17 protein-coding genes are annotated in these 17,812 nt (G+C 53.9%); 4 read left to right on the top strand and 13 right to left on the bottom strand.

Going from position 1 to position 17,812, the window contains the following annotated elements; genetic code table 11:
• Window positions 1-6: 6 nt before the first annotated feature.
• Window positions 7-1,047, bottom strand: coding sequence for a GMP reductase (locus tag MWH02_RS12310; protein ID WP_110867529.1), 1,041 nt, complete (start codon window positions 1,045-1,047; stop codon window positions 7-9).
• Window positions 1,048-1,265: 218 nt separating this feature from the next.
• Here MWH02_RS12310 and coaE point away from each other — a divergent pair, with 218 nt between their 5' ends.
• The 3 genes from coaE to yacG are packed head-to-tail and all read left to right on the top strand — an operon-like array spanning window position 1,266 to window position 2,828.
• A complete protein-coding gene (gene coaE, locus MWH02_RS12305; RefSeq protein WP_101762105.1) occupies window positions 1,266-1,874 on the top strand; it encodes a dephospho-CoA kinase in 609 nt (202 codons plus the stop codon).
• Between the two features lie 4 nt (window positions 1,875-1,878).
• A complete protein-coding gene (gene zapD / locus MWH02_RS12300; protein ID WP_101762106.1) occupies window positions 1,879-2,622 on the top strand; it encodes a cell division protein ZapD in 744 nt (247 codons plus the stop codon).
• An 8-nt stretch (window positions 2,623-2,630) separates the two neighbouring features.
• Window positions 2,631-2,828 (top strand): DNA gyrase inhibitor YacG, encoded by a 198-nt coding sequence (yacG, locus tag MWH02_RS12295; RefSeq protein ID WP_061718119.1) that lies wholly within the window; start codon window positions 2,631-2,633, stop codon window positions 2,826-2,828.
• 27 nt (window positions 2,829-2,855) lie between these two features.
• Here the strand turns inward: yacG and mutT are convergent, their stop codons facing one another.
• Complete coding sequence (mutT, locus tag MWH02_RS12290; protein ID WP_101762107.1) at window positions 2,856-3,251, bottom strand: 8-oxo-dGTP diphosphatase MutT; 396 nt, start codon at window positions 3,249-3,251, stop codon at window positions 2,856-2,858.
• Window positions 3,252-3,439: 188 nt separating this feature from the next.
• Here mutT and MWH02_RS12285 point away from each other — a divergent pair, with 188 nt between their 5' ends.
• Window positions 3,440-3,826, top strand: coding sequence for a winged helix-turn-helix domain-containing protein (locus tag MWH02_RS12285; protein WP_101762108.1), 387 nt, complete (start codon window positions 3,440-3,442; stop codon window positions 3,824-3,826).
• Window positions 3,827-3,868: 42 nt separating this feature from the next.
• Here the strand turns inward: MWH02_RS12285 and secA are convergent, their stop codons facing one another.
• The 11 genes from secA to murD form a co-directional block, all read right to left on the bottom strand.
• Window positions 3,869-6,574: a preprotein translocase subunit SecA gene (gene secA / locus MWH02_RS12280; protein ID WP_101762109.1), complete on the bottom strand. Its 2,706-nt coding sequence runs from the start codon at window positions 6,572-6,574 to the stop codon at window positions 3,869-3,871.
• Between the two features lie 76 nt (window positions 6,575-6,650).
• Complete coding sequence (gene secM, locus MWH02_RS12275; protein ID WP_222185270.1) at window positions 6,651-7,151, bottom strand: secA translation cis-regulator SecM; 501 nt, start codon at window positions 7,149-7,151, stop codon at window positions 6,651-6,653.
• A gap of 274 nt (window positions 7,152-7,425) precedes the next feature.
• A complete protein-coding gene (gene lpxC, locus MWH02_RS12270; protein ID WP_097094933.1) occupies window positions 7,426-8,343 on the bottom strand; it encodes a UDP-3-O-acyl-N-acetylglucosamine deacetylase in 918 nt (305 codons plus the stop codon).
• Between the two features lie 101 nt (window positions 8,344-8,444).
• Complete coding sequence (ftsZ, locus tag MWH02_RS12265; RefSeq protein ID WP_008108602.1) at window positions 8,445-9,599, bottom strand: cell division protein FtsZ; 1,155 nt, start codon at window positions 9,597-9,599, stop codon at window positions 8,445-8,447.
• Window positions 9,600-9,670: 71 nt separating this feature from the next.
• The gene (gene ftsA / locus MWH02_RS12260; protein ID WP_007888634.1) at window positions 9,671-10,927 is read right to left on the bottom strand and encodes a cell division protein FtsA; all 1,257 of its coding nucleotides are present in this window, start codon (window positions 10,925-10,927) and stop codon (window positions 9,671-9,673) included.
• Window positions 10,924-11,763 (bottom strand): cell division protein FtsQ, encoded by an 840-nt coding sequence (gene ftsQ / locus MWH02_RS12255; RefSeq protein ID WP_101762111.1) that lies wholly within the window; start codon window positions 11,761-11,763, stop codon window positions 10,924-10,926. The genes ftsA and ftsQ overlap by 4 nt, the downstream gene beginning before the upstream one ends.
• A 1-nt stretch (window position 11,764) precedes the next feature.
• Window positions 11,765-12,685, bottom strand: coding sequence for a D-alanine--D-alanine ligase (locus MWH02_RS12250; RefSeq protein ID WP_271460728.1), 921 nt, complete (start codon window positions 12,683-12,685; stop codon window positions 11,765-11,767).
• Entirely contained in the window at window positions 12,678-14,153 is a 1,476-nt protein-coding gene (murC, locus tag MWH02_RS12245; RefSeq protein WP_101762113.1) for a UDP-N-acetylmuramate--L-alanine ligase, read from the bottom strand. Before murC ends, MWH02_RS12250 begins: the two co-directional genes overlap by 8 nt.
• A 71-nt stretch (window positions 14,154-14,224) precedes the next feature.
• On the bottom strand, window positions 14,225-15,283 hold the full coding sequence (gene murG, locus MWH02_RS12240; protein ID WP_101762114.1) for an undecaprenyldiphospho-muramoylpentapeptide beta-N-acetylglucosaminyltransferase: 1,059 nt from the start codon (window positions 15,281-15,283) through the stop codon (window positions 14,225-14,227).
• Window positions 15,280-16,494, bottom strand: coding sequence for a cell division protein FtsW (ftsW, locus tag MWH02_RS12235; RefSeq protein WP_101762115.1), 1,215 nt, complete (start codon window positions 16,492-16,494; stop codon window positions 15,280-15,282). The genes murG and ftsW overlap by 4 nt, the downstream gene beginning before the upstream one ends.
• Window positions 16,494-17,810 (bottom strand): UDP-N-acetylmuramoyl-L-alanine--D-glutamate ligase, encoded by a 1,317-nt coding sequence (gene murD, locus MWH02_RS12230; RefSeq protein ID WP_271460727.1) that lies wholly within the window; start codon window positions 17,808-17,810, stop codon window positions 16,494-16,496. The genes ftsW and murD overlap by 1 nt, the downstream gene beginning before the upstream one ends.
• Window positions 17,811-17,812 lie beyond the last annotated feature (2 nt).

Raw genomic sequence — 17,812 nt, 5'->3', positions numbered from 1 at the left:
CTGAGATCAGCGAGTGAACACACGGTTCTCTTGTTCAGCGACGCGGATAAAGGTGGTGCGTTTCGTCAACTCTTTCAATCGTTCTGCACCGACGTAGGTACAGGCTGAGCGTAAACCGCCAAGGATATCTTTAACCGTCTCCTCAACCGGGCCGCGCACTGGCAACCGCACGGTTTTGCCTTCCGCCGCACGGTATTGCGCAACACCGCCAACGTGGCGTTTCATCGCCGATTCGGAGCTCATGCCGTAGAACAGCATAAATTTCTCACCCTGTTCTTCGACGATGGTTCCTTCACACTCGTCATGTGCCGCAAGCATGCCGCCGAGCATGGTGAAATCTGCACCGCCCCCGAAAGCTTTGGCAATGTCACCTGGAACCGAGCAGCCGCCGTCGCTGACGATTTGTCCGCCTAAACCGTGTGCCGCATCTGCGCACTCGATAACGGCAGAAAGCTGAGGATAACCAACGCCGGTCTTCACGCGTGTAGTGCACACTGAGCCGGGGCCAATACCCACTTTGACGATATCTGCGCCAGACAAAATCAGCTCTTCCACCATTTCACCGGTAACCACGTTGCCTGCACAGATGGTTTTACCTGGGAAGCTTTCACGCACGCGCAGCAGGAACTGAACGAAGTGCTCAGAGTAGCCGTTAGCAACGTCGATGCAGATAAAGTTGAGCTGCGATGATAACGCCAGAATGGCGGATAACTTCGTGAAATCTGATTCTGATGTACCAGATGAGACCATCACATGACTCAGCACCGCCGCTGGCACGCGTTGTACAAATGCCTGCCACTCTTGCACGCTGTAATGTTTATGCACTGCGGTCAGTACGTTAAAACTCGCCAGGGCTTCAGCCATCGTGAAAGTACCGACGGTATCCATGTTGGCGGCAATAATCGGTATGCCACTCCAGTTCAAGCCTGAGTGTTTAAAGGTGAAGGTGCGTTCCAGCTCAACCTCGGAACGGCTTTTCAAAGTGGAACGTTTTGGGCGGATCAAAACATCTTTAAAGCCCAGTTTTAGATCTTCTTCAATGCGCATAGCTGATTATCCTGGTTAGTGACGACGAACCGCGGTTCGGGTAGCGCTCACGGCTCCAGTGTCGTTATCATACGCGCCATTCGTTCCGCGACAAGACTGCGAATTTCACTTTATTTAGGCTACAATCCCTTAAATTTAGCTGAGAAAATTGATTGTGATCATGCTCTCATCTTGCTGTGGTTAATCGCCGCTCACGATATAAATTTTGCGAGAACGCTATGCCTTATACCGTTGCGCTCACCGGCGGCATTGGCAGTGGTAAAACCACTATTGCCAACGCTTTCGCAGCGCTAGGCGTTGATATTATTGACGCTGACGTCATTGCCAGAGAAGTTGTTGAGCCCGGAACGCCTGCCCTAAAGGCGATTGCTCAGCGTCATGGAGATACCATTTTGACGGCAGAAGGCACGCTCTATCGTGCGCGGCTTCGTGAAATTATTTTCCAACAGCCACAAGAGAAAAATTGGCTCAATCAGTTGCTTCATCCACTCATCAACGCCCGCACGCAACAATTAAAATTATTGGCCACCTCACCTTATGTGCTTTGGGTGGTGCCGCTGTTGGTCGAAAACGGCTTACAGCATCAGGCCGATCGCGTGTTGGTCGTGGATGTGGATACCGCCACGCAGTTGCAACGCACCCAACAGCGAGATGGTATTTCGCTAAGTCAGGCGAAAAATATTCTTGCCGCACAGGCTAGTCGCGAACAGCGTCGGGCCTGTGCGGATGACATCATTGATAACAGTGGTACGCCTGAACAGGTGCTACCGCGCGTTGCTGAGCTTCACCAGCGCTATCTACGCCTGGCAGCAACCGGAAAGGATTAACATCATGAGCACAATTGTTCTGTTTGAACACCCATTGAATGAGAAGATGCGCACCTGGCTGCGCGTCGAATATCTGATTGATCAGCTGCATGAAACGGTGCCGGTTAACGGTTCGGTATCAGCACTTGGCGTTTTCCGTATTCTTAGCGATTTACTGGATATTTTTGAGCGCGGAGATATGCGCACTGAATTGTTAAAAGAACTAGAGCGCCAGCAACAAAAATTACGCGCCTGGCTGGATGTGCCAGGCATTGATGAACTGCGCGTGAATGATCTGCGTCAGCAGCTGAAGCAATGCTCAAGCGAACTCATGGCGGCACCGCGCATGGGCCAACAGTTACGTGAAGATCGCCTGGTTGCTCTGGTACGTCAGCGTTTGAGCATTCCCGGCGGCTGCTGCAGTTTCGATCTACCCAGCCTGCACATCTGGCTGCATCAGGAGCAAGCGGTGCGAGATGTTCAGGTGAATGGCTGGCTGGCATCACTGAATCCGCTGCGTAATAGTTTGACGATGATCCTCGATTTGGTGCGTCAGTCTGGCATATTTCGTCATCAAACCAGCCTCAACGGTTTTTATCAGGATAACGCCGAAGGATCCGATTTACTGCGCCTGCAATTAACTCTGGAAGACGCGCTGTACCCACAAGTCTCGGGTCACAAAAGCCGTTATGCGATTCGTTTCCTGCCATTAGACAGCGAACGTGGAGAAGTACCAGCCCGACTGAATTTTGAATTAGCTTGTTGTTAGAGGAAGTTATGCCGGAAGAGATAATTACCGTACCTTGCCCCAATTGTCGTCGCGATGTGATTTGGGATGAGTTGAGCCCGTGGCGGCCATTCTGCAGCAAACGTTGCCAGCTGATTGATTTAGGTGAATGGGCAGCAGAAGAGAAACGTATTCCCAGCAGCGGTGACCAGATGGACAGCGATGACTGGAGCGAAGAACAGCAGTAAAAAGTAAGGGGCTTAGCGCCCCTTCACTTAAATCTCGCCAGCCACTAATCGGCTGATCAATTCATGGTTCGCAGGCGGAAATTCATCCGCGACCAAATCCTGCTGTTCGACCCAACGCTGTGGCTGACCTTCACGACCATAAGGTTCGCCGTTCCAGCCTTCAACCAGGAAGAAATGCAGCGTAACGCGCAGATCTTCATAACTGTGATCGGCCTGACCAATCGCGCTTGCCGACGTGACTTCAATACCGGTTTCTTCCATCAGCTCACGCTTGAGCGCCTGCTCGGCAGATTCATCTTGTTCAATTTTTCCGCCGGGAAACTCCCACTTATTCGCCATATAGGAGCTTGCCGCACGCTGGGCAAGGAAGATTTGACGTTCTGTATTGCGAATGATGCCCACCGCAACCTGCAGGTGTTTCATAAGCTGGATTCCGCTTTTTTAATAAAATGAGCGCTGAGTGTAAATCAGACATCGAGTGATGTTAACCTTTGAGAGGAAAGTGACGTCCCACGCCCTACAAAAGCCAGTGATTAAGACATGTCGTAAGGATCGCAACCGGGAATGTTGGGAATACTCGCAGCACTTTCTTCTGTTAAACCCGACTACCTATGGAATTCAAAGAAACAACGTTTCTGGCGCAAACTACGCCGGAACAATTACATGCCCTACGCCATCTGGTATTTCATGACATCCTGACGTTAGACAGCGCAAAGAACACCTTAACATGGTGGCCTGAACACAAAGTTATTTCGTTGAATGAAGCGCAAAAACGATTCTTCTCCTGTCTGTTGCTGCGGATTACCTCGAAGCGTCAGATTATTGCCACCGTTTGGAATGAGAGCTATCCGAGCATCAGCGATAACAATTACCATCAGCTACTGTTCCAAAGCCGGGCGCTGTTGAAGCGAGCTGGCTTACCGGATGGTTTGCTGGTCACGCTGCCGTATCATGGCGTGCGCCTAAACGAAGAGAAACTCATGGCGATAACACGCTAAATCGTCAGCAAAAAAAATGGAGCCCGAAGGCTCCTTTTTTTATCAGGCCAGACGGCCGTGACACTGCTTGTATTTTTTGCCGGAACCACATGGGCAGAGATCATTACGGCCCACTTTACGCTCCCCGCCTTGTGCGGCTAACGCTTCGGCTGCTGCGGTGGCATCATCAACATGGCTCAGCTGCTGCTGTTGCGCTAAACGCTCCGCTTCTTCACGGCGCTGCTGCTCCATCGCTTCCACTTCTTCTGGCATGCGTACCTGAACTTTGCTCAGGGTGCTAATCACTTCGTACTTCAGTGATTCAAGCATCGCCGCAAACATAGAGAAGGATTCACGCTTGTATTCCTGCTTCGGATCTTTCTGGGCATAACCGCGCAGGTGGATGCCCTGACGCAGGTAATCCATCGCTGCCAGATGCTCTTTCCACAACGAATCCAGCGTTTGCAGCATCACGCCTTTCTCAAAGTTGCGCATCATCTCTTCGCCAACCACTTCTTCTTTGGCAGCATAGCTTTCCGCGGCGTGGGTCATGATACGTTCGCGCAGCGTCTCTTCGTGAAGATCGGGCTCTTTATCCAACCACTCAGCAATAGGCAAGTTCAGATCGAAGTCGTTACGCAGACGCTCTTCCAGGCCGGCAACATCCCACATCTCCTCCAGTGACTGCGGCGGAATGTAGGTATCAATGGTAGTTTTGTAGACATCTTCACGGATGCTATTGATGGTTTCAGACACATCAGACACATCCAGCAGTTCGTTACGCTGGCTGTAGATGGCGCGACGCTGATCGTTGGCAACGTCATCGTATTCCAGCAGCTGTTTACGAATATCGAAGTTGCGGCTTTCCACTTTACGCTGCGCGTTGGCAATCGCTTTAGTCACCCATGGATGCTCGATTGCTTCGCCTGGCTTCATGCCCAGTTTACGCATCATGTTCGATACGCGATCTGAAGCGAAGATACGCATTAATGCATCTTCCATCGACAGGTAGAAGCGTGAAGAACCGGCATCACCCTGACGACCCGCACGACCACGCAGCTGGTTATCGATACGGCGAGATTCGTGACGCTCAGTACCAATAATGTGCAGACCGCCTGCAGCCAGCACCGCATCGTGACGCAGTTTCCACGCTTCTTTCATCGCCTGAATCTGCTCTTCGGTTGGCTCGTCCATTGCGGCGAGCTCAGCCTGCCAGCTCCCGCCCAGCACGATATCGGTACCACGACCGGCCATGTTGGTTGCGATAGTAACCGCTGCAGGTTGACCCGCCTGAGCAACGATATCCGCTTCGCTGGCATGGAATTTGGCATTCAGTACGCTGTGTTTAATGCCCGCGCGCGTCAGTTCATTGGAAACGACTTCAGATTTCTCAATCGAAATTGTACCCACTAACACCGGCTGCCCTTTAGCAGTGCAGGCACGGATGTCTTCGATAATGGCGTCAATCTTCTCTTTCTCGGTCATATAGACCAGATCGGCCATATCTTTACGCACCATCGGACGGTTGGTTGGCACCACGATCGTGTCGAGCTTATAGATGGAGCTGAATTCGAATGCTTCGGTATCTGCGGTACCGGTCATACCGGCCAGTTTCTCGTAGATACGGAAGTAGTTCTGGAAGGTAATGGAAGCCAGCGTCTGGTTTTCATTCTGGATTTCCACGCCTTCTTTCGCTTCAACCGCCTGATGCAGACCATCTGACCAGCGGCGACCTTGCATGGTACGGCCGGTGTGTTCATCAACGATGACCACTTCGCCATCTTTAACGATGTAATCAACATCGCGGGTGAAGAGTGCATGAGCACGCAGCGCCGCAGTAACGTGGTGCATCAGCATGATGTTGGTCGGGGAGTAGAGTGACTCGCCCTCTACCATGATGTTTTGGCTAACCAGTAGCTCTTCAACTTTTACCAAGCCGCGCTCGCTCATGTGTGCCTGGCGCGCTTTTTCATCGACCCAGAAATCGCCTTCGCCCTGGAAGGTTTCAGAGTCTTCTTTTTCCTGACGCACCAGATGCGGGATGATCTTGTTAACTTTGGTATACAGCTCAGAGCTGTCTTCCGCCGGACCAGAGATGATCAATGGCGTACGTGCTTCATCGATCAGGATTGAGTCGACTTCATCCACTAATGCGTAATGCAGCTTACGCTGCACGCGCTCTTCCGGACTGAACGCCATGTTGTCGCGCAGGTAGTCGAAGCCGTATTCGTTGTTGGTGCCGTAGGTGATGTCAGCGGCATAAGCTGCACGCTTAGCCACGGCTGGCATGTTTGGCAGGTTAATGCCGATGGTCAGGCCAAGGAATTCAAACAGTGCACGGTTATTTTCGGCATCACGCTGCGCCAGATAGTCATTGACGGTAACAACGTGCACGCCTTTGCCGCTCAGCGCGTTCAGGTAAGCGGGCAGAGTCGCGGTCAGGGTTTTACCTTCACCGGTGCGCATCTCTGCGATGCAACGTTCGTTGAGCACCATGCCGCCAATCAGCTGCACATCAAAGTGACGCATACCGAAGACGCGCTTACTTGCTTCACGTACGGTGGCAAAGGCCTCAGGAATCAGGCTCTCAAGGCTTTCGCCTTTTTTCAGGCGCTCGCGGAACAGGTCAGTTTTCGCTTTCAGTTCATCGTCAGAGAGCTTTACGAAATCCGGCTCCATCTTATTGATGACGTCGACGATTTTGCGCATACGGCGCAGAGTACGATCATTGCTGCTGCCGAATACTTTAGTTAATAATTTGATTAACATGATAAATTTTTCTCAATTCAGCCGTGATTTCACGGGCTGCAAAATCTGATTCAGGATGTGGAAAAAACGTTAGCAGTTAAGCAATGAAAGGCCCGGCGCGGATGCCATGAATAGCAGCTTGCCAATCAGCAGAGGAAAGGATTTGTGGTTCGTTGTGACGCAGGTTTTGTTGCGGCTCAACAACAGTCAGCGATTGCGCCGGAGAAGTCAGCAACGCCTGAAGCGAACCTATCAACGCCAGCTTTTGTGCCGTTAGCGGCACAGCTTGATCGGCTTCCGCCTGAGCGGGCGGCGTCATACTAAAGGAAAGGTGGCGAATAACGGTGCGAATCGCATGCTGGTGCCAGTAATCGACGTTGAAATTCGGTCGACGCGCGCTTTCCTGCAGACGAATCAGATGGTCAAAATGGACAACATTGCCGACAAACAGGCTGCTGATCGGCGAATCATTTGCTTTCGGCTCAGAACTTTGCGCACAGGCAGGCAAACCTAAACTGGCCGCCACCATCCCCAACAGGAGATGTGGCCAGAAATAGCGTCTGCCTAATTGTCGCCAGCGTGAGAAAATCCCGATCACAATCCGTCCACAATGCATTGAATAAAGTAATAAAGCGGTAGCAAAAATCTGCGTTACCCAGCTTATGTGAGCGCCAGATGATAGCACTTATGTGGGGCTACGACACCAGTGATTAAAGGGGCTTCGGCGGAATTCACGTTTTTTTGTACAGGGTTTCGCCAGTTGCTACAGCGAATTGAGATCGGCTTGGCAGGAATAAAAATGAGGCAATAAAAAACGGCAGGTTAAACTGACCGGAGAGGGTGTCAGCGAAACCTGCCGTTTTATGTCTGACTTACGCCAGAACTAAATTTGGTGCTTTGAATGCCAGTGGCAGTTCAGCTTCATCTTCGAAGGTCGCCCATTCCCAGGCTTCCTGTTTAGCCAGAACCGCTTGTAGCAACTTGTTGTTCAACGCATGGCCCGATTTAAAGGCGGTAAACGCGCCAATAACATTATGACCGCACATGAACAGGTCGCCGATCGCATCGAGCATTTTATGACGAACAAATTCGTCTTCAAAGCGCAGACCGTCTTCGTTTAATACGCGGAAATCATCAAGGCCAATCGCACAATCTAAACTACCGCCCAGGCACAGGCCTTTAGACTGCAGATATTCGATTTCACGCATAAAGCCAAAGGTGCGCGCACGGCTGATTTGGCGAACAAAGTTCTCAGCCGAGAAGTTGAGCTGGTAACGCTGCGAGCTTGAGTCGATCGCTGGATGTTTGAAGTCGATAGTAAAGTCGAGTGAGAAACCGTTGTACGGCTTGATCTCGGCCCACTTATCGCCATCTTCCACACGCACCGTTTGCTTAACGCGTACGAATTTCTTCGCGCTGCTTAGCTCTTCGATGCCAGCGTCCATCAGCAAATAGACAAAAGGCGCGGCACTGCCATCCATGATCGGGATTTCCGGTGCATCAACTTCAACAATAATGTTGTCGATGCCCAAGCCCGCCAATGCGGCGTTCAGGTGTTCAACGGTTGAAATACGCACGCCTTCATCGTTCACCAGGCAAGTACTCAGCATGGTGTCGCGCACATATTTTGCATCAGCCGGGAAATCTACCGGTGGATTCAAGTCAGTGCGACGATAGATGACCCCGGTGTTAGCCGACGCAGGGCGTAACGTCAGTGTGACTTTCTTGCCGGTATGTAAACCGACACCAGTCGCCTGAACAATACGTTTTAATGTCCTTTGTTTGATCATCGCTTTATCTCGCAATATTACCTGTCCGACCGCCAGTATAAATTACCAGCGGGCGAATACTTTAGCACAAAGAGCGGAGAATCCCAATTCTCGGGATATTCTTAATCAGCCTGCTTACGCAAGAAGGCTGGAATATCAAGGTAATCGGGTTCTTTGCTGGATGCCGCCGGTTGGTCATTCACCACTTTCGCAGCCGGTTTCTGCTCCTGCGGCAGCGGCGCCATGCCGTGCTGCTGGTAGCGATGATCCATCACTGGCTGAGTGGCCGGCTTGTTGGTCACCAGCGTGATTTCCGGACGCTTATCCATGCCGATGCCGGTTGCAACTACGGTCACACGCAGTTCGTCGTTCATCTCTGGATCCAGAGAAGTACCGATAACCACGGTTGCGTTGTCAGAAGCGAAGGCGCGGATGGTGTTACCCACGGTTTCAAACTCATCAAGACGCAGGTCGAAGCCCGCAGTAATGTTGACCAGCACGCCGCGCGCGCCAGACAGATCGATGTCTTCCAACAGCGGAGAAGAGATAGCCATTTCTGCCGCTTCTTCCGCACGATCTTCACCACATGCCACGCCTGAACCCATCATGGCGTAACCCATTTCTGACATCACGGTACGCACGTCCGCAAAGTCAACGTTCATCAGGCCAGGACGGGTAATCAGTTCAGCGATACCCTGTACAGCGCCTTTCAATACGTCGTTGGCTGCGCCGAACGCATCCAACAGAGAAATACCGCGACCCAGAACTTTCAGCAGCTTGTCGTTTGGAATAGTAATCAGTGAATCGACATGCTTAGACAGTTCAGCGATACCTTGCTCAGCAAAAGCCATACGCTTTTTGCCTTCAAAGTTGAACGGTTTAGTTACCACCGCAACGGTCAGGATACCCAAATCTTTTGCCACTTCAGCCACAACTGGCGCTGCACCAGTACCGGTACCGCCGCCCATGCCAGCTGCGATGAACACCATGTCTGCACCATCCAGCGCAGCACGCAGTGCTTCGCGATCCTCTTCTGCAGAGTTACGGCCCACTTCTGGGTTCGCACCTGCACCAAGACCTTTGGTGATATTGGTCCCGATCTGGATCGTCTGGCCGACCGCTGTCTTACGCAACGCTTGCGCGTCGGTGTTTACAGCGAAGAATTCCACACCTTCGATACGCTCGCGTACCATGTGCTCTACGGCGTTGCCACCGCCACCGCCGACGCCGATGACTTTAATCACCGCGTCATTGGTTAATTCCATAGGTTCAAACATGATTTCTCTCCGTTATGTGCCTGTCGCCTGGAGATCATAAACATTGCCAGCATGATCTCCTTTTTCAAAAATTAAAACTCTTTCTTCAGCCAGCTGTTGATTCGCTTGAACCAGTTGCCCACTGAAGCACGTTTTTCCGTTTCTGCATCACCGTTCATGTGTGACTCTTTGCCGTAATGCAGCAGGCCAACCGCCGTAGAGTAATACGGCTCCTGCGCATAGTCCGTCAGGCCGGTGATGTTAAGCGGCTGTCCGATGCGCACTTGCGTGTGGAACACGCGCTGTGCGCAGGCTGCCAAACCTTCAATCTGCGCCGCACCACCGGTCAGCACGATACCGGCCGCCAGATGATGTTTTACGCCTTGCTGGCGCAGCTGCTCCTGTAATTGCAGAATCTCGTCGTTGACCAGATTCAACAGTTCGGTGTAACGCGGCTCGATGACTTCAGCCAGCGTTTGACGCTGCAGGCTACGTGGTGGACGTCCACCTACGCTCGGCACTTCGACATTTTCGTCTTTGCCGACAATTGAGCCCAATGCACAACCGTGACGCACTTTAATCGCTTCTGCGTCGGTCGGCGGTGTACCAAAAGCGTAAGCGATATCGCTGGTTACCACGTTCCCGGCATACGGGATCACTTTGGTGTGACGCAGTGCACCGCCAGTATAGACAGCGATATCCATTGTACCGCCACCGATATCAACAACACAGACGCCCAGCTCACGTTCATCTTCCGTCAGTACGGAGAAACTGGATGCCAACCCCGCAAAAATCAGTTGGTCAACTTTCAGGCCGCAACGTTCAACGGCTTTGACAATATTTTTTGCCATATCGTTGTGGCAAGTGATCAAATGTACTTTCGCCTGCATACGTACGCCAGAAAGTCCCACTGGATTCTTAATGCCTTCCTGATAATCGATGGCGTATTCCTGCGGGATAACATGCAGAATACGATGCTCATCACGTACGCGAACGGATTTCGCCGTATGCACCACGTTCTCTACATCATCCTGAGTCACTTCCTCTTCCGAAATCGGAACCATCCCGATTTCGTTCTGGCAACTGATATGTTTGCCCGATAAAGCAAGGTAGACCGAGGAAATCTGGCAGTCCGCCATCAATTCAGCCTGATCGATGGCGCGCTGTACGCATTTCACCACCGATTCCAGATCGTTTACGCCGCCTTTATCCATGCCGCGAGACGGGCAACTGCCCACCCCAATAATATTGACCATACCATCGGGCAGAATTTCCCCAACCAGGGCGGACACCTTCGCGGTGCCAATTTCGAGTCCTACTACCAGTTTTCTGTCCGTTGCCTTAATCATTGTGGTTTAGCCTGTGCCTGGTTCTGTTGCTGATTACTGTCCTGTGGCTCTATCGGTGCAGCGGCCCAACCGACTGCGGCGCCCGAATCGTAGCGCAAATCAACGTACGTGATGCGCTGGTTCTGACTCTGGCCCTGCTGCTGCAAATCCGGATAAAGCTCAATAAAACGGTTCAGACGCTTCATGGTATCGCTACGACCTAATTCGATGCGCACATCGTCACTGGTCACTAATTGCCACGAGCGCCGCGCCGTCATCGACGCGACCTTCAGGGTAAACTTGTTAGCCTTTAATACATCACTCATGGTGTGATAGCCGGCTAACACCTCGTTTTCACTGCCTTCCGGACCGTACAGCATCGGCAACGTTTCTTTGCCAACGTGACTGGCCGGAACGCTGAAGGAGACGCCAGCGGCGTCCACCATATGTGAGTCATTCCAGCGTGCAACTGGAACATACTCCACCAGATTTATCTTCAGCTCATCAGGCCACTGCTTGCGCACACTGACCTGCTTAATCCAGGGTAAACGCTCAATCTGCTGCTGGATGATATCCACGTTCTGCGACATGAAGGTTCCCGGCGCGCCAAGCGATAAAATGGCCTGACGAATATCATCATGCGTGGTGTAGTGGGTTTGCCCGGTCACCACCAGCTTCGATAACGGCAAGCGTGACGCGTCATTCATCCACTTCAGCACCACGAGGCCACCCGCCACCATAATGCCCAACACAATCAACAGGAACACCATGCCAAACAGTCGCGCACCGTTGCTGCGCCCGGAGCGTGTCCGCTCCTGAGGTTCGCGATTGCGTACTCGTATCGCTGCCTGAGACATATCAGTCAGCCAGCTCCAGAATACGCGCCACCAGCTGCGGGAAGCTGTATCCCGCTTGCTTCGCGGCCATCGGCACTAAACTGTGGCTGGTCATGCCGGGCGAAGTATTCACTTCCAGCAGCTGGAAGTTGCCCTCACCGTCAGCCATCACGTCCACGCGACCCCAGCCGCTGCAACCCAATGCGCGCCAGGCTGACCACACCAAGGTCTGCAATTCTGCTTCCTGCTCGGCGCTTAATCCGCTCGGGCAGAAGTATTCAGTATCGTCAGAAATGTATTTAGCTTCATAGTCATAGAACTCGCTGGCGGTTTTAATTCTGATAGAAGGCAGAATTTGCTCACCCACGATGCCCACGGTGTATTCCGCGCCGCTCAGAAAAGCTTCGATCAGCACGTCATCATCATGACGAAAGGCTTCTTCAAGCGCTGCGGGTAATGCATCCGCATGGTTCACGCGGCTGATACCGACGCTAGAACCTTCGCAGCTTGGCTTGACAAATAGCGGTAAACCCAGCGCCTCAATGGCTTTGATGGTATCCGCGTTTAAACCTTGTTCATGTTGCTGACGCGTCAGCCAGACAAATTTGCCTGAGGGTAATCCCCTGCCCTGCCACAGCAATTTGCTGCGCAGCTTATCCATGGTGATGGCGGAAGCCATCACACCGCTGCCGGTATAGGGCAGTTGCAGAAACTCCAGCACCGCTTGCAGCGTGCCGTCTTCACCACCACGACCGTGCAAAGCAATAAACGCTTTAGCGAAGCCTTGCTGTTTCAGGTCAAGCACCGACACATCACGCGTATCGACTGCATGCGCATCAATGCCCATTTCACGCAGTCCGGCCAGCACTGCCGCACCGGACATCAGCGACACATCACGCTCGGCCGAGGTGCCGCCCATCAATACTGCAACCTTCTCAGTCATGGCGCGCCTCCGACTTAACGGCAGGCTGTAATTCGTTTTCGGCCAGCTTGCGGGCAATCTTGCCGATGTTGCCTGCACCCTGCACGATCACCAGATCGTCGCCCGACAGCAACGGTGCCAGCGCATCTGGCAGCGCGTCATGCTCAGAGACCAGAATCGGATCAACTTTGCCACGGTTACGAATCGCGCGGCACAGCGAGCGGCTATCAGCGCCTGGAATCGCCGCTTCACCCGCCGGATAGACATCCAGCATCAGCAACACATCCACCTGCGACAGCACATTAGCGAAATCATCAAACAGGTCCCGCGTACGCGTGTAGCGATGTGGCTGGAACACCATCACTAGCTTCTTGTCAGGCCAGCCCGCACGTGCGGCTTTGATGGTGACATCCACTTCGGTGGGATGGTGGCCGTAATCGTCGACCAGCATCGCACTGCCTGGATTACCGTTGACGGCGGCGGTATCGAACTCGCCCAGCACGTCAAAGCGGCGTCCGGTGCCCTGGAAGCTCTCCAGCGCGGCCAGAATCGCGTTATCTTCAATCCCCTCTTCGCTGGCAACAGCTACCGCGGCGGCTGCGTTCAGCGCGTTATGACGGCCAGGCGCATTCAGCGTCACTTTCAGCACCGGCTTATCCTGACGAATAATGGTGAAGTGTCCTTGTGCGCCACGCTGCTCGTAATTCTCGATACGCACATCCGCGTCATCGCTGAAGCCGTAGGTTGTTACCTGACGGCCTACGCGCGGGATCAGGTCACGAATCACTGCATCATCCACGCACATTACCGCGCGTCCATAGAATGGCAGGTTGTGCAGGAAGTTAATGAACGTCTGCTTCAGGTTCTCGAAATCGCCCTGATAAGTGTCCATGTGATCCGCTTCGATGTTGGTGACAATTGCCACCATCGGTTGCAGATGCAGGAAGGACGCATCACTTTCATCTGCTTCAGCAATCAGATAACGGCTGCTGCCCAGGCGCGCATGCGTGCCTGCGGCTTTAACCAAGCCACCGTTAACGAAGGTGGGATCCAGCCCGCCTTCCGCGTAAATGCTGGTCACCATCGCGGTGGTGGTGGTTTTACCGTGCGTGCCCGCAACCGCAATGCCATGACGGAAACGCATCAGTTCAGCCAACATCTCAGCGCGACGAATCACGGGAATACGCTGCTCACGAGCGGCAACCAGTTCAGGATTATCCTGCGCTACAGCCGTCGACACCACGACAACGCTGGCATCGGTGACGTTTTCCGGACGATGGTTGAAATAAATCGTCGCACCCAGCGCAGCCAGATGCTGTGTCACCGCGTTCGGCGCCAAATCAGAACCGCTGATGTGATAGCCTTCGTTCGCCAACACCTCGGCAATACCGCCCATGCCAGCACCACCGATGCCGACAAAGTGAATGTGCCGGACGCGACGCATCTCGGGCACAATAGAACGCAGTTTTGCCAATTGTTGTGTATTCATCTGTTTCAATTACCTGTTTTTCCCGTTTGTACCTGCTAAAAGGTACGGGCCAAATCAACTGGCCGATTAATTTACTTCGCGACGCGCGCCACTTCATTTGCAACCCGCTCGGTTGCATCGGGAATCGCGACCTGACGGGCTTTTTCTGCCATCGCCAACAATGTGGTGCGATCCCAGTGACGCAGCGTGTCCGCTACCACAGCCGCGGTGAACTGCGGCTGCTCGAAAATTTTGGCTGCGCCCGCTTTTTCCAGCGGCAACGCGTTCCAGTACTGCTGACGATCTTTGTGCTGAAACGGTACGAAGATTGCCGGTAAACCTGCGGCCGCCACTTCACTTACCGTCAATGCGCCCGAACGGCACACTACGACATCGGCCCAGGCGTAAGCTTCGGCCATGTCATCGATAAATTCGGTGACTTTGTGCTGCGGCTGGCCCGCTGCGCGGTAAGCCTGCTGCACGGTTTCCAGTCCGCCTTTACCGGTTTGATGCCAAACCGTAATGGCATCGCCCAACGCTGCGGCCACTTGCGGCACGGTCTGGTTGAGGATGCGCGCGCCCTGGCTGCCGCCAACCACCAGCACGCGAATCGGGCCGAAACGTGCACTTAGACGCTCTGCCGGTAACGGCAGCGCTAACACATCGGTACGCACCGGATTGCCAACCACTTCAGCATTCGGAAACGCCCCCGGAAACGCCTGCATCACTTTGGTGGCGATCTTAGCCAGCCACTTGTTGGTCAGTCCGGCAATGCCGTTCTGCTCATGCAGCACCACCGGAATACCGCAGCTCCACGCCGCTAAGCCGCCAGGGCCCGAAACGTAGCCACCCATTCCCAGCACCACATCCGGCTGCCAGCTCTTCATGATGCGACGCGCCTGGCGCCATGCATTGAAGATGCGTACCGGTGCCAGCAACTGCGCTTTTACACCTTTACCGCGTAAGCCGCTGATGCGGATAAAATCAATTTCAATGCCGTGTTTCGGCACCAAATCCGCTTCCATTCGGTCAGCGGTTCCCAGCCAGCGCACCTGCCAGCCTTGTTCCATCAGGTGATGGGCAACGGCCAGACCGGGGAACACATGTCCGCCAGTACCGCCTGCCATGACCATCAACCGTTTGCCACTCATCGTGCACCTCGGGTAAACGCCTGCGCTTTTGCCAGACGCGTTTCATAATCTATGCGTAATAAAAACACGATGGCGGTCGACATGATGATCAGACTCGAACCACCGTAACTAATCAGCGGCAGCGTCAGACCTTTCGTCGGCAGCATGCCAGCAGCTGCACCCACGTTAACCAGCGCCTGGAAGCTAAACCACACGCCAATTGAGCAAGCGAGGAAGCCTGAGAAGCGCTGATCGATCTCCAGAGCACGGCGACCAATCGACATCGCGCGAAAAGCGACGAAGAATACCATCAACAGCGCTAAAACCACACCGACATAACCCAACTCTTCACCGATGATGGAGAAGATGAAGTCGGTATGTGCTTCCGGCAGATATTCCAGTTTCTGCACCGAGTTGCCTAAGCCCTGCCCCCAGAACTCACCGCGCCCAAACGCCATCAACGATTGCGTCAGCTGGTAGCCGCTGCCGAAGGGATCTTCCCACGGGTTCCAGAAGGAGGTCACACGGCGCATACGGTACGGTTCGGCAATGATCAGCAGCACCACGGCGAAAATGCCGGAGCCGATGATCGCCAGGAACTGCCACATTTTCGCCCCGGCGAGGAACAGCATCGCCAGCGTGGTAACAAACAGCACAACGACGGTACCGAGATCCGGCTGCGCCAGCAGTAGCACGGCCAGCACCACCATCACGCCCATCGGCTTACAGAAGCCCCAGAAGTTGTTACGCACCTCTTCGACTTTGCGCACCAGGTAACTGGCGAGATAGCAAAACAGCGTCAACTTCGAAAGCTCGGCTGGCTGAATACGCAGCGGGCCAAGAGCAATCCAGCGCGATGCACCGTTCACCGAGCTACCGACGACCAGGACGATGAGCAGCATCACCACGGACACCATCAGCATCACGTTGCTGTAGCGCTGCCAGAAATCCATCGGGATGCGCAAGGTCACCAGCGCCATACCAAACGCCAAAGCGATATAGAATGCATCACGCTTGGCAAAGTAGAACGGATCTTCATTCAGACGTTGACCGACCGGCATCGACGCCGAGGTCACCATCACAAAACCAATCAGCGCCAGCCCAAAGGTCAGCCACAGCAGCGTGCGATCGTACAGCACCACCGGCGCATCATCACTGTCGCGCGCGCCCATCACCCACTCACGCAGGCGCAACGACAGATAGTTGGCGATACCGGCTCCAGGAATGCGCATCAGCTCAACTCCTTCGCCAGTTGCGCGAACTGATCGCCGCGCTGTTCAAAATTACGGAACTGGTCAAGGCTGGCGCAGGCCGGTGATAACAGCACCATATCGCCGGCTTTAACCTGGGCGGCAATCTGCGTCATCGCCTGCTGCATGGTTTCAGTGCGCGTGGCGATCTCCGGACGCAATGCCGCTAACGCATCACCATCTCGACCAAAACAGAACAGCTTCACGTTGTCGCCCTGCAGATAGCGCGCCAGCGGGCTGAAATCAGCCGACTTGCCGTCGCCGCCCAGCAGCAGCCACAAGGTACCTTTCACCTGCAAGCCATTCAGCGCCGCTTCGGTGCTGCCAACATTGGTGGCTTTAGAATCGTTAATCCAGCGCACACCGTGGGCTTCATGCACCAGCTGGAAGCGGTGCGCCAGGCCGGTAAAGGTGGTTAACGCTTTCAGGCTGGAAGCACGCGGGATGTTCACCGCGTCGGCTAATGCCAGCGCTGCCAGCGCGTTGGTGTAATTGTGTTGACCTACCAGCGTCATCTCATCGGTGTTCAGGACTTTCTCGCCTTTTACCCGCAGCCAGGTGCTGCCCTGCTGCTGATTGAGATGATAATCGCCGAGGTTGATGCCGAAGCTTACGCAGCGCTGATCAACACCGCGCACCGGCATGGTCATGCCATCGTCAGCATTCACTATGCAGACGCTGGCGTTTTCGTAAATGCGCAGCTTGGCGGCACGATACTGCTGCATGCCGAGCGGATAGCGATCCATGTGATCCTCGGTGAGATTGAGGATCGTCGCCGCCGCCGCTTTCAGGCTATGCGTGGTTTCCAGCTGGAAGCTGGAGAGTTCGAGTACATAAAGCTGTGCTGGCGATTTCAACAGCGTCAGCGCCGGCAAACCGATGTTACCGCCCACGCCTACCTGCCAACCTGCTGCGCGCGCCATTTCACCCACCAGCGTCGTCACGGTGCTTTTACCATTCGAACCGGTGATCGCCACAATCGGAGCCTGCGCTTCACGGCAGAACAGCTCAATATCGCCGATGATTTCAATTCCGGCATCGGCGGCTTCGCTTAATGCAGGATGCGCCAGCGCGATGCCGGGGCTGGCGATAATCAGATCGGAGGCCAGCAGCCAATCACTATTAATACCGCCAACATAGCGCTCCACCGAAGCTGGCAGTTTGTCCAGCCCCGGCGGCGAGACACGGGTATCCATCACGCGTGGCGTTACGCCTTGCGCGAGGAAGAAATCAACACAGGAGAGGCCAGTAATGCCTAATCCAATGATGACGACTTTTCTGCCCCGATAGTCAGCCATGA

Source organism: Pantoea leporis, assembly GCF_028048155.1.
Classification (GTDB): Bacteria; Pseudomonadota; Gammaproteobacteria; order Enterobacterales; family Enterobacteriaceae; genus Pantoea; species Pantoea leporis.
The sequence above is the reverse complement of the archived record's forward strand: the minus strand, read 5'-3'. Positions and strand labels throughout refer to the sequence as shown.

Excerpts from the sequence above, each read along its gene's own strand:
- murD (WP_271460727.1), bottom strand. The coding sequence starts at position 17,810 with ATGGCTGACTATCGGGGCAGAAAAGTCGTCATCATTGGATTAGGCATT.
- zapD (WP_101762106.1), top strand. The coding sequence starts at position 1,879 with ATGAGCACAATTGTTCTGTTTGAACACCCATTGAATGAGAAGATGCGC.
- ftsW (WP_101762115.1), bottom strand. The coding sequence starts at position 16,494 with ATGCGCATTCCTGGAGCCGGTATCGCCAACTATCTGTCGTTGCGCCTG.
- MWH02_RS12285 (WP_101762108.1), top strand. The coding sequence starts at position 3,440 with ATGGAATTCAAAGAAACAACGTTTCTGGCGCAAACTACGCCGGAACAA.
- secA (WP_101762109.1), bottom strand. The coding sequence starts at position 6,574 with ATGTTAATCAAATTATTAACTAAAGTATTCGGCAGCAGCAATGATCGT.
- ftsA (WP_007888634.1), bottom strand. The coding sequence starts at position 10,927 with ATGATTAAGGCAACGGACAGAAAACTGGTAGTAGGACTCGAAATTGGC.
- ftsQ (WP_101762111.1), bottom strand. The coding sequence starts at position 11,763 with ATGTCTCAGGCAGCGATACGAGTACGCAATCGCGAACCTCAGGAGCGG.
- ftsZ (WP_008108602.1), bottom strand. The coding sequence starts at position 9,599 with ATGTTTGAACCTATGGAATTAACCAATGACGCGGTGATTAAAGTCATC.
- MWH02_RS12310 (WP_110867529.1), bottom strand. The coding sequence starts at position 1,047 with ATGCGCATTGAAGAAGATCTAAAACTGGGCTTTAAAGATGTTTTGATC.
- MWH02_RS12250 (WP_271460728.1), bottom strand. The coding sequence starts at position 12,685 with ATGACTGAGAAGGTTGCAGTATTGATGGGCGGCACCTCGGCCGAGCGT.
- murG (WP_101762114.1), bottom strand. The coding sequence starts at position 15,283 with ATGAGTGGCAAACGGTTGATGGTCATGGCAGGCGGTACTGGCGGACAT.
- lpxC (WP_097094933.1), bottom strand. The coding sequence starts at position 8,343 with ATGATCAAACAAAGGACATTAAAACGTATTGTTCAGGCGACTGGTGTC.
- coaE (WP_101762105.1), top strand. The coding sequence starts at position 1,266 with ATGCCTTATACCGTTGCGCTCACCGGCGGCATTGGCAGTGGTAAAACC.
- mutT (WP_101762107.1), bottom strand. The coding sequence starts at position 3,251 with ATGAAACACCTGCAGGTTGCGGTGGGCATCATTCGCAATACAGAACGT.
- yacG (WP_061718119.1), top strand. The coding sequence starts at position 2,631 with ATGCCGGAAGAGATAATTACCGTACCTTGCCCCAATTGTCGTCGCGAT.
- murC (WP_101762113.1), bottom strand. The coding sequence starts at position 14,153 with ATGAATACACAACAATTGGCAAAACTGCGTTCTATTGTGCCCGAGATG.